Genomic DNA, 15,321 nt, shown 5'->3' on the forward strand with positions numbered 1-15,321 from the left:
CACCTGCCTGATGGAGACGACCATGAACCCCTTGCAATTCGACGCTGGCGACAGCGCGCACCATGCCGAAATCCGGGCGCAGCTGTGCGCCTATAACGCCGCTTTCGACGAACTCGGCCTGCGCTTTCGTTGGGATGCGCAGACGCTGGCATTACTGGCCATGATCGAAGGCGAACAGGCGCAGATTGCCGCTTATATCGAAGCGCATCATGCGCACTTGTTAAAAGCCTATAGCGCTGAGTTTTTGAGCCAGGCCATTCTGGAGAAGAAACGTGCGCGTTATCCGGCGCCATTGCCGAGACGTGTCGAAAGCGCGCCGCGTCAGAGTCGCGTGGTTCATCAGCCAGAGATGAGTAGCTGGCGCGAACGCGTTTCGTATGAGGTGGATCTGCCGGCGCTGGCGGGTGTGTAGATGCGGTGGACGGCATGTGCGAGAGCTTGCGCATGCCGCCGAGCTTTGTTGACGTTCATCGAGCCGAGTCGGGCCGCAGCGGTGCAGAAGGAACGACCGTTTCGATATGGCCTGTCTTTACATCGTAGACGAGGCTGGTGACCGAGCCACCCGTCTGGCGGGTCGCGCATTTGTCGACTTCATCGCGGCTGAACTGCAAAAGGAGCCGCTAGACTTTGTTGCCGCGACCTGGGCCTGGCGTATGCGGAGGCGCAGTTACGGAAGATCGGAGCGGGCGTGACAGCCGTCTGGTGCACTGCCGTTAGCCTAATAGCGTCCTATAGCGGGGCCGATTGGTCAATAGAGAGGTGTGCTCTGTTGATCAATAACAACTCCCATCAGATACTCGAAGCATCGTCCCTACGCTCGCGGATCATGGCCATGCCGGCGGTGCGAGCGGACCGATTCTTCGCCACCCACGTCCGCTTCGTGCGTGGGACGGTTTAAAAAGTCGAGCGGGGCCGCCGTATTCTGATAGATGGCGTGCCGGCATGGTCCAGCAAATGGCGGGCGAGGCACGCGCGAGACTAGAGGAGGCCTGAAAATGACGCATGCGGATCTGGCGATACTTGGGGGCGTCGGGATTCTCGCGGTGGCCTGCCTGGTCGTGTGCGGTATTTACCTGTACTGGAGCAGCGACAGATACCGCGACCGGCAGCAGCGTTTGGAGACGCCAATCAGCGGGACCCAGGCGGCGGAGCAAAACGACGAACAGTTTTCGGAACCGGGGGCAACCATGGGCACGCAACTGAGCTATCGCTGCAAAACCTCGCTGTATCGGGCGGTATTCAATAACGCGCACGACGAAAGCATCGTGTTCCTGTTTGCCGGTGGCCGCGACGATGCTCGAAAGCGGGCGACCGGCGCGCTGGGTGCTATCCACGGCATTGCGGCCCATGAGGTGTCGCTGTCCAACCTCGCCTCGTTCGGCGAACTGGTCGACGTCGGCGTCAGCGAGGATGAGGAGTTGCGGATATTCGAAATGGCCTGGAAAGGTGCGGACGTCAGCGCCTGGGCCGAACACCCGCTTTTCCTGACCGACGATCCCAGTTTGATAGGCAAGTGGGCCGAACTGTACGCGGACCTTGCGCGGGAGTTGGCTGTCAGCGCGATCGACAGGGCGCGAGACTAACGAGTGGATTGGCTGTCACGGCTCGCCAATCGAAGACGGCCGCTTGGCCGTCCAAGATTGACTCGTGCCGCGCACCCCGTCAAAACGTGCCGGAGAACGCCTGTTGGACTTTGGCGGGATTGGTCGTACCGTTCGCGATCAACAACTGGGTGAGCAAGCGTGCCTTTTGTGGATTCAGATCGAGCGAGACGACGAAACCGCGCTTGTCGTCCTCGACTTCCACGTTTCTGTTGACGAACCCCGACATCACGCGCGTCGAGCGGACAACCACGATGCCCTTTTTCGCCGCCCGGTCGAGGGCAGCCAGCGCCTCCTTGGATGCATCGCCATCGCCTTCGCCCGCCAGCACGATACCTTTGGCTCCATCGGCAATAGCGTGATCGATCTGCGCTCCGTCCATGTTGCTGTGCGCATAGACGATTTCCACACGCGGTAGACGGCCATTTGCCGGCAAGGCAAGGGTATCGCGTGTTGAGGCAAGAGCAGGCGCGGGCGCGACGAAACGAATGCTGGCCGGATCGACATAGCCGATCACACCCGCGTTCGGCGAAGCAAAAGTCTGCACGGCTGTCGTGTTGGTCTTGGTAATCCAGCGCGGCCCGTGGATCTGATCATTCATGACCACCATCACACCTCGACCTCGCGCTTTCGGACTCGCTGCTACTTCCGCGGCTTCGTAGAGATTGTTGGGGCCATCCGCGCTCGTCGATCCGCCCCGGCCGCATCGACCCCACCAGAATCACCGGCTTATCCGAGCGCACGACGTTTTGCAGAAAGAATGCCGTTTCTTCCATCGTATCCGTGCCGTGGGTGATCACGATCCCATCCGCTTCATTTCGATCGAAGGCCTCCTGGATGCGGCGCGCGAGCCGGAACCAGATCTCGTCGTTCATTTCCTGCGATCCGACATTGGATATCTGCTCAGAGGTGATGCTCCCGAGTTTCTCAATGCCTGGAACCGCCCGAACCAGTTCCTGACCTTTGACGTTGCCCGAGTTGTAGCCAATGGCCGAACGCGGGTCGGCTGTGCCGGCAATCGTGCCGCCGGTCGCCAAAACGAGAATCCGCGGCGAGGCGGCGGCCGGGCTTGCCGCATCGGTAGCGGCCGCGTTTTCAGAGGTGGTGTCCGCAGCCCAAACGCTGGTGCCGTACAAGGAACCAGCGCATACCAGAAGCACAGCGGCTAGCGTTGTGCTCGACTTACGCAGACAGGCAGCCTGTTGAAGGGTAGTCTTGGTGTTCATGTCCAGTGTCCTATAAGGATTTAACAGCGCAAAGAAAGACGTCGCATGTCGACGTCATCAGGCAGTACTACTTTCTACAGGCGTCTACTGTGTTCGTTGGTATGTCGCGTTAGTCAGCGAATTTGACCGGGTGAGTGTTCCGATCGGGTAGTGGGCCGTTCCGCGGCCGCCGTTGCCAGGGCCACGCATTGCTGTGCCAGGACATCGGTCGGGTCGACCAGACTGACGCGCATGCCGGTCTTGCCGACGAAACTCTTCTGCGGCAATAAAAGCGGCAACTCGGTGCATCCCAGGATGATCACTTCGACGCCTTCCGCAATGAGCCCGTCAATGGCGGCGCAGACATCGTCCAGGCACTGCCCGGTGGTAAATCCCGCTTTCACGCCTTCCTTGCCGTAAATCGCTTCCATCACCCGCGCCTGCAAATCCGCGCGAGGCACGATTTGCTGCAATCCTCCTGATTCAAGAGCCTTCTCGTAGACGCCGCTTGCGATCGTGCCCGAAGTTGCCAGCACGCCGACGGAACGAAGCAGCGGAAACGTCTCGCGGAGATGGCGGACCGTCACCGTCAACATATTGACGATTGGTATGCCGAGATACGGCTGAATGCGTTCGACAAATGCATGCGCGGTGTTACACGGAATAGCGATGAGGTCCGCGTCGCCCGACTCGAGCTTCTTGCAGGTCGCGTAAAGCGAAATAGTCGGGTCGGGCCCGTCACCGATCAGGTTTTCCGTGCGATCGGGAATCTGGGGATTCTGTTCAATCAGAAGCCTGATATGGTCCTGGTCGCGATTCGCCGGCGTGTTGCGTACGATCTTCTGCATGAAGTCCACGGTAGCCGCGGGCCCAACCCCACCCACCACGCCTACCTTGAAGATTGATTCGGGCGAACCGTAATCGCCCGCTATCACGTACTGCGCATAGGCAAGATTCGAATCGATCAGTGGCACTCGGAAAGCACCCATTTCCCCGGCCACGAGTGCGACCTCGGTCATGCCCGGCACAATGATATTGGCGCCTTGCGCAATGAGGTCCTCGCACGCCTCGCGCAGAAGCGCAACGGGCCGGCCGGACAGGTTTCCGCTCTTGACGCCGTTCGCGCCGTAGACCGCTTCGGTGATGAGGTCGACGCCGTCACGTGGACGGGGATGAATGATTTCAAATTCCGGTGCCGCGAAATACTTCTCAAACAATCCTTTTCGACGGGTGTAGTCCGAGGTCAGCACGCCGATTCGCCGCGCAGTCGGAAATTTTCTGCGAACATGGCTGCGCACGGCTTCGACCATGTCGACAATCTGCAGGGGCGAGTTAGCCTTCAACTCATCGATGAACGTATGGCTGAGAAAGCACGGGAGTACGACGGTCGTCACGCCTCGCTTCTCGAAACTGCTGATCATGTCGAAGATGTACAGCTTGCGCTGAGTCGTCGCTTCGCTACCCGTGACCGCGCCGCCAAAGGGATGCTGTTCGAAGATGACGTCGACGTGTTCCGCATCGCTCGACGCGGGCGTCGATTTGACGAGCTTGAAAAAGACGTCGGCACTCGCCAGTGGGCCCAGTCCGCCCACCACGCCGAACTTCTTCCCGCTCAGCACGCTTGCGCTGATCATTTCGTCTCGCCTTGCAGTTGTCCCAAGGCAACGCGGTCACCATCGGCGAACTGCTTGACGGCCCGCTTCGCTTCCCACTTCGCAATAACGGCCGTCGCGATGCTGTTGCCAATCACGTTCGTGGCGGTTCGCCCCATATCGAGAATCTGATCGATAGCGAGGATCAGCACCACGCCGGACGGGGGCAGGTGAAACATCGGCGCAACAGCGGCGACCACCACCACGGAACCTCTTGCGACGCCGGCCATTCCCTTGCTGCTCAACATCAGGACCAGCAACATCATGATTTGCGCGCTGAGCGGCATGTCGATGCCGAACGCCTGCGCAATGAAAATCGCGGCAAAAGCCTGGTACATCATCGAGCCATCGAGATTGAATGCGTAGCCAAGCGGCAATGTAAAGCCGACGACTTTCTTGTCGATACCGAACGCTTCGAGCTTCTCGGTCAGACGCGGATAAGCGGCCTCGCTGCTCGCAGTCGAGAAGGCGAGCATGGCGGGTTCCCGGACGGCTTTTAGCAACTTCCAGATCGACTTGCCCAGAAAGACATGACCGACGAGGATGAGGACGATCCACAGCGTGACGAGACCGAGATAGAAGCTGCCGACGAGCTTGCCGTACGTGGCCAGCACATCCAGGCCGTTCACCGTAATCGCGGATGCCAGGGCGCCGAAAACACCGATGGGAGCGAGCCGCATCACATAGTCGGTCAGCTTCAGCATGGTGGGTACGAGCGCATCGATGGCGGCGATCAGCGGTGTGACACGCGGGTCCTTTTTGATGGCGCTCAGGACGACGCCGAACAGGACCGAAAAGACGAGGATCTGCAGGATGTCATTTCGAGCCATCGCATCGATGATGCTGGAGGGAAACGCATGCGTGACGAAGTCCTTGAAGTTCAGACCCGCGGTGTTGAGGCCAGTGGCCACATCGGAACTGGTCTGCGTCATATGCAGTCCCGCGCCGGGTTGCAGCGCGTTCGCAAGGACGAGTCCGAGCGCGAGCGAGAACAGCGAGGCGCACACGAACCATCCCACCGACCTGAGCCCGATTCTGCGCACGTCGCTCGTCCCTTCCATGCCCGCGAGGCCGGACACCAGCGTGGCGAAGACGAGCGGCGCGATGATCATCTTCACGAGCCGCAAGAAGATATCGGTGATGATCGAGAAGTAACCGGCGATGGTCTTCGCTTCCGCAGCACCGGCGGCGCTCCGGTGGCACACGTAGCCGACAATCACGCCGAGCGCCATGCCGACCACAATATAGAAAGTTAGGCGGTTTTTCATTTCCATCATTCCGAGGGATGCGCATAAGGGTCAGACGTGACCGCAGTACGCTGGCAGGAGGCAAAAACGTCGTTAGAGACGCGACGTTTCTGTGTATGGACGGATGATAGAGATGATCGAAAAAGACTCGATGCGGGTCCTGCATGGGGATATGCGAAACTCGCATAACGCGGGATAACCCCTAATCGATCGCAGGTGACGCGGCGCGAAGGTGGCGCCAGAGCGTGTCGAGAAACTCATTGCGATTCGACGCATCACGGTAGGCGCGAAGTTCGACTTCAAGATTCCATGTGTCGCGGCCCGCGAGCACCAGCTCGCCCGAGTCGAGTTCGGTGACGATCGAGCTTTTGGGAAGCCACGCGACTCCTTCACCTTCCAGGACCAGTTTCTTGAGGACCTCCGCCATATCGGACTCGTAATGAGGCCGCAAAGCCGGCGTCGTGTCGACCCGGCTCAAAAGCAGTGCTAGGCAGCGGCCGAAATAGCTGGTTTCTGTATACGAAATCAACGGCAATGGACGGGCCGCTGTTCCCGGCAACCGGAAGATGGGCGCACCACGTGGATTTGGCCGGCAGACTGGCAGCAGTACATCGACGCCGACGGTGACATGCTCATACCTGATCGGGTCGAGATGAAGGGGAAGCTCCGGGTGATGATAGGCGAACATCAGTTCGCAGTTGCCGTTCACGAGCATCAGAATGGAGTCGTGGACATTAGTGGGTATCACGCGGGCACGGACCTCACCGAAACGTGCCGTCAGCGCCTTCAACCAGGCGGGCAGGAAACTCAGCGCGATTGTATGGCCCGCAGCAATCTGCAAGCCTTTGCCGGCCATGCGTTGATCGATGCGAATGATGGCTCGCGTATCGAACAGCTTGCCCAATATGTCGACCGCCGCCTCACGAAACAGTTGCCCGGCTGGCGTCAGCGTCGGAGGGAAACTGCTGCGGTCGATCAGGTCCGCGCCCACCCACTGCTCAAGCGACTGAATGCGCCTGCTGAACCCTGACTGGGTGACATTGCGGAACTCCGCCGCGCGCGAGAAGCTTTGATACTGGGAGAGTGCGATGAAGTCCTCGATCCACTTGATTTCCATGTCGGATCCGTTTTGTGTGTAATAGGGAGCGCGTGTTTCGAAGTGAGTGTGTGATTCTACGCTGGCAGATGTGTCCGATAAGTCATGAGGCGCATGCGGAAAATCCCGGCGCTGAATTGATATGGAATCCTTTAATTGACGACGGTCGTACTCGCCGTAACTGCTTCATGTCGTCCGCCGCTCTCGAGAGCGTGCATGACAACCCGGCAACGCCAACTGCGACAGCGCACGCTTTTTGCTTGAATGGAGTGCTTATCGGGAGAGCGACGCGCGGTTAAGCCGCAAAGCGGCCACAGCTCTCCGGCCGGTTAGGGAGACGCTGCGATGCATGGAATAAATGACAAGGTACGCGCTGCAATTTTTGCCGTGGCGATCTCACTGCTCGCGGCGTGTGGCGGGCACGGAGGCGACTCGAATAATAGCGGCAGCGCAGCCACACCGGCAGGCGGCGTCAATCTGCAAATCGTCTCGTTCGGCGACAGTCTTTCCGACGTCGGCACCTACGCGCCGCTCGCAAGCGCGGTCGGCGGCGGGCGTTTCACGACGAATCCCGGACAAGTGTGGACTCAGAATGTCGCGCAGTACTACGGCGACACGCTAAAGGCCGCATACACGATCGACATCACGCATAAGCTCAGTGCGCAGGGCGGCCTCGGCTATGCGGAAGGCGGCGCCACGGTAGCGACGCCGGCAAACCAATCCGATTTTCTGACTGCGGTGATCGGCAACGTCGAAATGCCTGTCAATCAGCAGGTTTCGAGCTATCTGGCCGCGCACAGCAGCTTTAACGCCAATCAACTGGTGCTCGTCTGGGCGGGCGCGAACGACGTGCTTCGCGCCGGGCCGCTGCCGGCTGCGGCGCCGACCGTGCAGACGGCGGCCAACACCCTCGCTCAGATAATCGGGCAGATCGTCCAGAACGGCGGTGTGCACGTCGTGGTTGTCAATCTTCCGAATGTCGGACTCTCGCCGGACGGCATCACGTCGTCCGATGGCGGGGCCAACTTGACCCAGTTATCGCAACTGTTCAACGATACCCTGAACACCGCGTTGCAGACCGGTGGCCTGCAAGCGAAAGTCATCCAGATCGATGCCTACACGTGGTTGAACGGGATCATCGCGAACTTTCAGGCCAATGGCTTCACCGTTTCGAACACGGCGCAGGCCTGCGACCCCAAGAAAACGCCCAATAATACGTCCTTGCTGTGCTCGCCGCCTACGTACGTGAGCTCTAACGCGGACCAGACGTACATGTTTGCCGACGACCTTCATCCGACGACACATTTGCATTCACTGTTCGCCCAGTTCGTGGAGCAGCAACTCGCCAAGAGCGGTCTGGGTCACTGAGTTCGGGAGCTTGTGTACGGCGCCTCGAGAAAAAGCCGATCACGTCGATATCGTCTTCGCGCGCGCACGAGACGCACACGCCGATTACATGACGTTCAGCCGCGAGTCGAGTAAGCTTGGGAGCATCGTACCCGCTTACTTCCGCGCGCCGCAGTAGCGGCTTCCGCGTAGAGTGACGGCCCCTGGCGAGGAGCGCCTCATGCTGACGCTGTATTCGTATCCCGACCTGTTTGGCGTCGCCGACAACAATCCCTTCGGTCTCAAGGTATTCGCGTTCATGCGTCTGTGCGGGATGGATTTCGAGCATCGTCACATCCTCGACACGAGCCTTGCACCGCGCGGACAGTTACCGTATCTGGTCGATGGCGAAGAAACGATTGGCGATAGCGACCGGATCATCGCGCATTTAAAGCGTCGATACGATCCAGGCATCGACCACGCGCTCTCGCCGGGGCAATTGAATCTCGACTTTCTGGTCCGGCGAACGCTCGACGACCTGTATTGGCCGATGAGCTTTTCACGCTGGCGCGACGACCGCTTCTGGCCGTCTTTCCGCGACGCCATTCTCGCAACGCACGCAGACGTGAGCGCGAGCGATCTCGAAGCCGCGCGCGAATACAACCGGTTGCGGTATCACTATCAAGGCATTGGCCGCTATGAGACGGAGCAGGTCTATGCGAGAGGTATCGACGATCTGCGTGTCGTGGCGGATCTGCTCGGCGACGACGGATTTGTTTTTGGACCCGAGCCTGCCACCGTCGACGCGGCGATCTATGGCTTTGTCGCCAATATCTACTTCTACGAGATCGACACGCCGCTGAAACAGTACGTGCTCTCGCGTCCCGCGCTCGTTCGTCATTGCGAGGCCATTCATGAGCGGATCAACATCGAGCTACGTGTGCGGGTATCCCCTTGAGGTGGGCGAATGGGCAACTCGGCAAAATGGTCGATTAAGGTTTATTGATTCGCTGGAGCGCTTACATACGGCACCGACATGTTTCATCGGCAATGCGTTGCCGCCGTAGAACGCATCGGGAGCGAGAGACAATGGACACTCAACCGGTCGAAACCGACTACCTCGTCATCGGCGCGGGCGCGACTGCCATGGCCTTCGTCGATACGCTGCTCAGCGAGACCGATGCTCACGTGGTGATGGTCGACAGACACCATCGTCCCGGCGGTCACTGGAACGACGCTTATCCATTCGTCGGTCTGCACCAGCCGTCCGCCTTCTACGGCGTGAACTCGCGCGAGCTGAGCACCTGGACCAAAGACGAGACTGGCCTGAACATAGGCATGTACGGGTTGGCGAGCGGCGCGGAAGTGCTAAGCCATTTCGACCAGGTGATGCGGCAGCGCTTCTTGCCCTCGGGCCGCGTTCAATGGTTTCCAATGAGCGAATACAGCGCGGGAGTCGGCGGCACGCATCACTTCAAGTCGTTGATGAATGGCGACGAACGGCAAGTCGTTGCGCGTAAGAAACTCGTGAACGCTACTCATGCGCGGACAGAAGTGCCGTCGACGCATCCTCCCAAGTACACGGTTGCAGCAGACGTGAATTGCATTCCGTTGAACCGGCTACCCGACATACAAGGTCCGCATGCCTGCTATACGGTGGTCGGTTCCGGTAAAACCGGAATGGATGCCTGCCTCTGGCTGCTGCAAAACGGAGTGGCGCCGTCGCGTATCCGCTGGATCATGCCGCGCGATGCGTGGCTGCTGGACCGCGCCAACACGCAGCCCGGCGCGGAGAATCTGGAGCGGACGATCGGCAGCACCATCGGTCAGTTCGAAGCCATTGCCGAGGCGACTTCGATCCCCGATCTATTTGCCAGGCTGGAGCAGCGCGGCCTGCTCGTGCGCATCGACAAGACAGTCGAACCCAGCATGTACCGATGCGCCATCATTTCTCAAGCGGAATTGGAACAACTCCGGCGCATTGAAGACATCGTGCGTCTCGGTCATCTGCAATCGGTGCAGTCGACGCAGATCACGCTCGATGGAGGCTCGCTACCTGCCGATCCCGATACGCTCTACATCGACTGCTCCGCCCGCGCGATCCAGATGCCGCCCGCGCTGCCTATATTCGACGGCGACCAGATCAATCTGCTGATGGTGCGCTGGTGCCAACCGGTGTTCAGCGCCGCGCTGATTGCGTATGTCGAGAGCCATGTCGCGGATCCGGCCGAGCAGAACGCGCTGTGCCGCCTCGTGCCCAGCCCCGAGCATCCGATCGACTGGCTACGCATGTGGGCGGTGACCCTTGCCAACATGACGAGCTGGCGGCAGAACGCGGGTTTGAACGCCTGGCTGTCGCAATGCCGGCTGAACAGCCAGAACGCGATCATGCGTGGCATGCGGCCCGACGACACCGCCAAGCTCGCCTTGTTGCAGGAGAGCGGGGCCAAGGCCGCAGCGGCCGCCGCCAGGCTGCCAGCGTTGCTTGCTACTCTAAACTGACCTCATGGAGCAGACCTTGGACGAACTTCGCCTCGAGACGCTGCAGGTGGGCGCACTGCGCATGCGTGTAGCCAGCCAGGGCAGCGGCCCGCTTGTGCTGCTATGTCATGGCTTTCCGGAGTCCTGGTACTCCTGGCGACACCAGTTGGCGGCGCTCTCCGCCGCGGGGTTCCGTGCCGTCGCGCCGGATATGCGCGGCTATGGCGGCACCGATGCGCCGCCGGATGCGGAGTCGTACACCATGCTGCATCTCGTCGGCGACATGGTCGAACTCGTCAACGTGTTGGGTGAGAGCGAGGCGGTGATCGTCGGCCATGATTGGGGTGCGCCGGTGGCCTGGAACGCGGCGATGATGCGGCCGGATCTGTTCCGTGCCGTTGTCGGCATGAGCGTGCCGTTTTATCCGCCTGCGCGGGAGGATTTGCTCAGTGCACTGGATCGTCAAGGAATACGAACATTCTATATGCAGTATTTTCAGACGCCCGGTGTGGCCGAGAGCGAGTTCGAGGCCGACCCCGAAGCCGCGATTCGACGGATCACGTTCAGCATGTCGGGCGATGGACCCGAGCGCGTCGTGGCAGGGATACTGGCGCCCGGTGCAGGTTTTCTCGACAGCACGGTTGACCCCGAGACGCTGCCAGGCTGGCTGAGCAGCGAAGAGATCGCCTATGTGGCAGGCGAGTTCGCGCGCACGGGCTTTAGAGGCGGACTGAACTGGTACCGTGGCATTCGACGCTCGTCGGAACTGATGGCCGCGTGGCGAGGGGCCGTGATCCGGCAGCCTTCGATGTTCGTGGCGGGTGCGAGAGACGATGTTCTCAAGTTCCCGGGCTCGCAGGCTCGCATCGAGAATCTGACGCGCGTGCTGCCCGGATTGCGTGGTTCCCATATTCTCGATGGAGCGGGCCACTGGATTCAGCGCGAACGGTCGGCCGAAGTGAACGACCTGCTAGTTGCGTTCTTGAGAGGACTGTAAATCGGCATGGTCCCAGAGAAATGCTGCCGGGTTGGCCAGCGCCCTCGCAGCCGCGGCGAAAGACGCTGGTCAGAAGCCCCTTGCGTTCTCGAAGACAATCAACCGATTTTGTAGCGCGGGGCCGGCTTGCCGACCTGCGTTGCGGCAAACAATGCCGAGCGCGCAGTGTCGTAGGTATCCCACAGACTCGCGTCGGCCACCGACGGCCACGTGACGGTTTCGCCCTGATCGAATCCGGACAAAGCCGCATCGACCAGGTTCTCTGTCGTCATCACCGACTCTTTCTGCAGCGCCGAAAGAGGGATGCCGGATTCGTCCCAGATTTCGGTTGCGGTCGATGCCGGCAGCACGAGCTGCACCTTCACGCCGGTCTCCGCGAGTTCCTGCTGGAGTCCACGGCTGTATTGCAGAACGAACGCTTTGGTACCGCTATAGACGGCGCTGACGGGCATTGAGTGGATCGCCAGCACGGAAGCGATATTGACGATGACGCCCTCGTTTCGCGACACGAATGCCGGCACGGCGGCCTGCGTAAGCCGGGTGAGGGCCGTGATGTTGAGCGCGATCTGCGAGCGCGTGTCCTCCGCGGAGGATTGCCCAACCGGCCGCAGTCGCGCGAGACCTGCGTTGTTGATCAGAACGCGCACGGCCGGATCGGTGGCGAGAACTTTCTCGACTCGCGTCAGATCAGTGTCATTCGTCAGGTCCGCAACAATTGACTCGACCTTGACACCGTGCGCTGCGGATACCTTCGCAGCGAGCGCTTCCAGGCGATCGGCGCGCCGTGCGACAAGGACGAGATCATAGCCGCGAGCGGCAAGGCGGTCGGCGTAGACAGCACCAATACCGGACGACGCTCCGGTGACAACAGCAACTTTCCGTGAACTGGTCATGTGTGACTCCGTTAGTTTGGTGCTCAACTATAATGATTGAGGGCTCAAGTATATAACCGGACATCGCCCTCTTGTCAACAGTGCAGTACTCAACCATCCTATGCGTATGGGAAAGAAAATTGATTCACTGGCGAACCCAGACGATCTGGATCGGCCAGCTACTGATGAGCGGGATATCCTCGGCGAACTCGCGTGCACGAACACGGCGTTGCGGCGCGCCGCGCGCAGACTGGGCCAGTTATATGACGAGGCGCTGGCACCGCTCGACCTCAAAGCCACCCAGATCGGCCTGATAGCGGAAATTGAACGCTTCTCCGCCAGCGGCAGTGAACAGGGACCGACCTTGCAGGACCTGGCGGCTCGGCTGGCCATCCAGATTTCGGCTCTAACGCATGCGCTAAGGCCGCTGGTACGGGACGGATTGGTGGAATTGCGCCAGGACGCCGAAGACAGGCGGACAAAGCACGGCGTGCTTACTCGCCTTGGCAAGAAGCGCCTCTCGGAGGCATTGGTGCTGTGGGCTGAAGCGAATAATCGCGTGGAAGACGTGCTGGGCCGCGACTCGGCCGCAACGCTGCGGGCGCTCGCGGACGAGGTGGCGTCCGACGAGTTTCTCGCGGCCTATCACGGGGAATAGCTTCCCGGCCGGTGTCGACTACCGGCCGGTGCTGATCCTTCGGCGCTACGCCGCCGAGCGGCCGCCCAAGTGCTGCGCGAGGAAGGCTTCCATGGCTTCGTAGAACTCGAACTGATTCTCTTCGTTTCGGAAGCCGTGCCCTTCGTTGTCCTTGAGCATGTACTTGACGTCGATCCCACGCTCGCGCAGCGCGTGCACGATCTGGTCGCTTTCGGCTTGCTTGACTCGCGGATCGTTCGCACCTTGCGCGACGAATAGCGGCGTCACGATCCGCTCCACAAAGAATAGCGGCGATGCATCGTGCAGCGCCTGCTTGCCCGTTTCGGTTTGCGGGTTGCCGATCATCTCGTACATCATGTCGAGCATCGGCTTCCAATACGGTGGCAACGATTCGAGTAGCGTGAACAGATTCGAGACGCCGACATAGTCGACCGCAGCCGCATAGCGATCGGGTGTGAATGCGACGCCGGCGAGCACGGCATAGCCGCCGTAGCTCGCGCCATAGATGCCCACGCGCGCCGGGTCGGCCAGACCTTGCGCGACGAGCCAGTCGATACCGTCGTCGATGTCGTTTTGCATCGACTTGCCCCATTGACCGAAGCTCGCCTCCCAGAACGCGCGTCCATAGCCCGTCGAGCCGCGGAAGTTCAGCTGCAAGACCGCATACCCGCGATTGGCGAGCAATTGCGCTTCGGAGTTGAAGCCCCACGAATCGCGCGCCCAAGGCCCGCCGTGCGGATTGACGATCAATGGGAGCGGGCTTTTCGGCTTTTGCCCGAGTTCGATGCCCGCGGGCAATGTCAAATATCCGTCGATCTGCAGACCGTCGCGCGCGACGAAGCGGATCGGTTCCATGCGCGCCATGTCCGCGGTGTCGAGCCAGGGCATGAGCTCAGTGAGCCTGGAAAGATGCCGGCTGGCGATGTCGTATGTCCAGATCGAGCCCGGCGAAAGGTCGCTCGAAGCGTGCACGATCGCGCGCGATTCGTCGCGTGTGATGCTCGTGACCGCGATTTCCTGACCGGGCAACTGACGACCCAGGTCCTCGTGGATCGAGCGAGCCCATTCGTCGAAGAAGTGCCGATGCATGCGGTCATCGACATACCACGCGGCCGTCAACACGCGCCGGTGTTTTGAATAAGCCAGTCCGCTCACATCCACGTGTTCGGTTTCGAACAGCAGTTCGCCTTCCTGCGCGGTTTGCGGGTCGAACTCGAAGATGGCCGTCTTGTCCCGGCCTCGATTGGAGAGCACGTACAAACGCTGATCGTCGAAGGTGAAGAACAGCGGCGACACCGTTTCGCGAAAGTTCGTCGTCAGGATCGGGCGGAACGGTTCGGTCTCGGTATCGCGATAGAGCAGGGTCGTGTTGACGCCGTCGGAGGCGGTCGCGACGCGCAGGCACCCGGCGTGATCGGTCATCCAACCCATGATGTTGCCGGGGTTTTCAGCGATCGGGGTGAACGCGCCGGTGACGACGTCGACGCGGAACACGTCGAACACCTGCGGATCGCGCCGGTTCATCTGAATCAGGATATGGCGGTCATCGTCCCTGAGATCGTCGACGATGCTCGCTTTGACGCCGTCGAACGGGGTCAGGTCGACCGGTTCGCCGCCGTGGATCGGCACCGACAACACGTGAAAGTTTTCGTCGCCGCCAAAGTCCTTGACGAACAGAATGCGGTCGTTGCCTTTCCAGGCGTGCCCCGGCACGTCGCGTTCGGATTCGTTGGTCAGCGCCTGCGCATCCCCAAGCGGCGAGCCATCGAGGCCGATTTCCTGAACGAAGATGTTCTGACGGCCCGCGTGCCGAGTCAGAAACGAGAGATGTCGGCCGTCCGGCGAAATCGTGAACTGGTGTTTCTCGGGCCTGCGGAAAAAGTCGCGTACTGAATAGAGCTTGACGGTCCGGTCACCGGCTTCCTGATCGTTGACGGCACTCATGCATTTCTCCCCAAAAGCCCCATTTGACCATGCGCATCAAACCTGCGTCTTATTCGCGCGGCGCAAGCAGGCAATCCGTCAGACTGATTGCCATTCTGTTACGCTGACACCCAGATTACGATTGGTGTGAAATAAAATATTCAACGAAAGCCATCGTTCTCGATACGGTAAACGCCAGAGAACTTCATTGTCGACAGATTGTATGGTTAACACCGATTTAAACGTAAACGAACAAAAAGGAA

General features: G+C 60.3%; 12 protein-coding genes and 1 pseudogene. 7 read left to right on the plus strand and 6 right to left on the minus strand.

From position 1 onward, the window contains the following. Positions 1-22: 22 nt before the first annotated feature. Both B0G74_RS43095 and B0G74_RS43105 read left to right on the plus strand, forming a co-directional pair. Positions 23-412 carry a hypothetical protein gene (locus tag B0G74_RS43095; protein ID WP_132383808.1) on the plus strand — a complete coding sequence of 130 codons (390 nt, stop codon included), beginning with the start codon at positions 23-25 and terminating at the stop codon, positions 410-412. Positions 413-995: 583 nt separating this feature from the next. Continuing rightward, positions 996-1,583, plus strand: a complete 588-nt coding sequence (locus B0G74_RS43105) for a hypothetical protein (RefSeq protein ID WP_132383809.1) — start codon at positions 996-998, stop codon at positions 1,581-1,583. Positions 1,584-1,662: 79 nt separating this feature from the next. On the opposite strand, the pseudogene B0G74_RS43110 reads toward B0G74_RS43105, so the two are convergent. The 4 genes and pseudogenes from B0G74_RS43110 to B0G74_RS43125 all read right to left on the minus strand — a co-directional run bounded on the left by B0G74_RS43110 (position 1,663) and on the right by B0G74_RS43125 (position 6,822). Continuing rightward, positions 1,663-2,827 (minus strand): annotated as a pseudogene (locus B0G74_RS43110) (asparaginase). 113 nt (positions 2,828-2,940) lie between these two features. Then, a complete protein-coding gene (locus B0G74_RS43115; RefSeq protein WP_132383810.1) occupies positions 2,941-4,440 on the minus strand; it encodes an amino acid racemase in 1,500 nt (499 codons plus the stop codon). Continuing rightward, complete coding sequence (locus B0G74_RS43120; RefSeq protein ID WP_132383811.1) at positions 4,437-5,726, minus strand: dicarboxylate/amino acid:cation symporter; 1,290 nt, start codon at positions 5,724-5,726, stop codon at positions 4,437-4,439. Before B0G74_RS43120 ends, B0G74_RS43115 begins: the two co-directional genes overlap by 4 nt. 181 nt (positions 5,727-5,907) lie before the next feature. Further along, positions 5,908-6,822, minus strand: a complete 915-nt coding sequence (locus B0G74_RS43125) for a LysR substrate-binding domain-containing protein (protein ID WP_132383812.1) — start codon at positions 6,820-6,822, stop codon at positions 5,908-5,910. A gap of 324 nt (positions 6,823-7,146) precedes the next feature. Here B0G74_RS43125 and B0G74_RS43130 point away from each other — a divergent pair, with 324 nt between their 5' ends. The 4 genes from B0G74_RS43130 (at position 7,147) to B0G74_RS43145 (ending at position 11,605) form a co-directional block, all read left to right on the plus strand. After that, complete coding sequence (locus B0G74_RS43130; RefSeq protein ID WP_132383813.1) at positions 7,147-8,169, plus strand: SGNH/GDSL hydrolase family protein; 1,023 nt, start codon at positions 7,147-7,149, stop codon at positions 8,167-8,169. Between the two features lie 199 nt (positions 8,170-8,368). After that, on the plus strand, positions 8,369-9,085 hold the full coding sequence (locus B0G74_RS43135) for a glutathione S-transferase C-terminal domain-containing protein (protein WP_132383814.1): 717 nt from the start codon (positions 8,369-8,371) through the stop codon (positions 9,083-9,085). A 131-nt stretch (positions 9,086-9,216) separates the two neighbouring features. Next, entirely contained in the window at positions 9,217-10,629 is a 1,413-nt protein-coding gene (locus B0G74_RS43140) for an FAD/NAD(P)-binding protein (protein WP_132383815.1), read from the plus strand. A 46-nt stretch (positions 10,630-10,675) separates the two neighbouring features. Next, entirely contained in the window at positions 10,676-11,605 is a 930-nt protein-coding gene (locus B0G74_RS43145; protein WP_243658583.1) for an alpha/beta hydrolase, read from the plus strand. 98 nt (positions 11,606-11,703) lie between these two features. Here the strand turns inward: B0G74_RS43145 and B0G74_RS43150 are convergent, their stop codons facing one another. Continuing rightward, positions 11,704-12,498 (minus strand): SDR family oxidoreductase, encoded by a 795-nt coding sequence (locus tag B0G74_RS43150; protein WP_132383816.1) that lies wholly within the window; start codon positions 12,496-12,498, stop codon positions 11,704-11,706. Between the two features lie 106 nt (positions 12,499-12,604). Between B0G74_RS43150 and B0G74_RS43155 the strand changes: the two genes are divergently transcribed. Continuing rightward, complete coding sequence (locus B0G74_RS43155) at positions 12,605-13,135, plus strand: MarR family transcriptional regulator (protein WP_132383817.1); 531 nt, start codon at positions 12,605-12,607, stop codon at positions 13,133-13,135. Between the two features lie 45 nt (positions 13,136-13,180). Here the strand turns inward: B0G74_RS43155 and B0G74_RS43160 are convergent, their stop codons facing one another. Beyond that, positions 13,181-15,079 (minus strand): S9 family peptidase, encoded by a 1,899-nt coding sequence (locus B0G74_RS43160; RefSeq protein ID WP_132383819.1) that lies wholly within the window; start codon positions 15,077-15,079, stop codon positions 13,181-13,183. Positions 15,080-15,321: the final 242 nt, after the last annotated feature.

It is taken from the genome of Paraburkholderia sp. BL9I2N2, from assembly GCF_004339745.1.
Lineage (GTDB): Bacteria > Pseudomonadota > Gammaproteobacteria > Burkholderiales > Burkholderiaceae > Paraburkholderia.

Coding starts and splice junctions, on each gene's coding strand:
- B0G74_RS43095 (WP_132383808.1), top strand. CDS start 23: ATGAACCCCTTGCAATTCGACGCTGGCGACAGCGCGCACCATGCCGAA.
- B0G74_RS43105 (WP_132383809.1), top strand. CDS start 996: ATGACGCATGCGGATCTGGCGATACTTGGGGGCGTCGGGATTCTCGCG.
- B0G74_RS43115 (WP_132383810.1), bottom strand. CDS start 4,440: ATGATCAGCGCAAGCGTGCTGAGCGGGAAGAAGTTCGGCGTGGTGGGC.
- B0G74_RS43120 (WP_132383811.1), bottom strand. CDS start 5,726: ATGAAAAACCGCCTAACTTTCTATATTGTGGTCGGCATGGCGCTCGGC.
- B0G74_RS43125 (WP_132383812.1), bottom strand. CDS start 6,822: ATGGAAATCAAGTGGATCGAGGACTTCATCGCACTCTCCCAGTATCAA.
- B0G74_RS43130 (WP_132383813.1), top strand. CDS start 7,147: ATGCATGGAATAAATGACAAGGTACGCGCTGCAATTTTTGCCGTGGCG.
- B0G74_RS43135 (WP_132383814.1), top strand. CDS start 8,369: ATGCTGACGCTGTATTCGTATCCCGACCTGTTTGGCGTCGCCGACAAC.
- B0G74_RS43140 (WP_132383815.1), top strand. CDS start 9,217: ATGGACACTCAACCGGTCGAAACCGACTACCTCGTCATCGGCGCGGGC.
- B0G74_RS43150 (WP_132383816.1), bottom strand. CDS start 12,498: ATGACCAGTTCACGGAAAGTTGCTGTTGTCACCGGAGCGTCGTCCGGT.
- B0G74_RS43155 (WP_132383817.1), top strand. CDS start 12,605: ATGGGAAAGAAAATTGATTCACTGGCGAACCCAGACGATCTGGATCGG.
- B0G74_RS43160 (WP_132383819.1), bottom strand. CDS start 15,079: ATGAGTGCCGTCAACGATCAGGAAGCCGGTGACCGGACCGTCAAGCTC.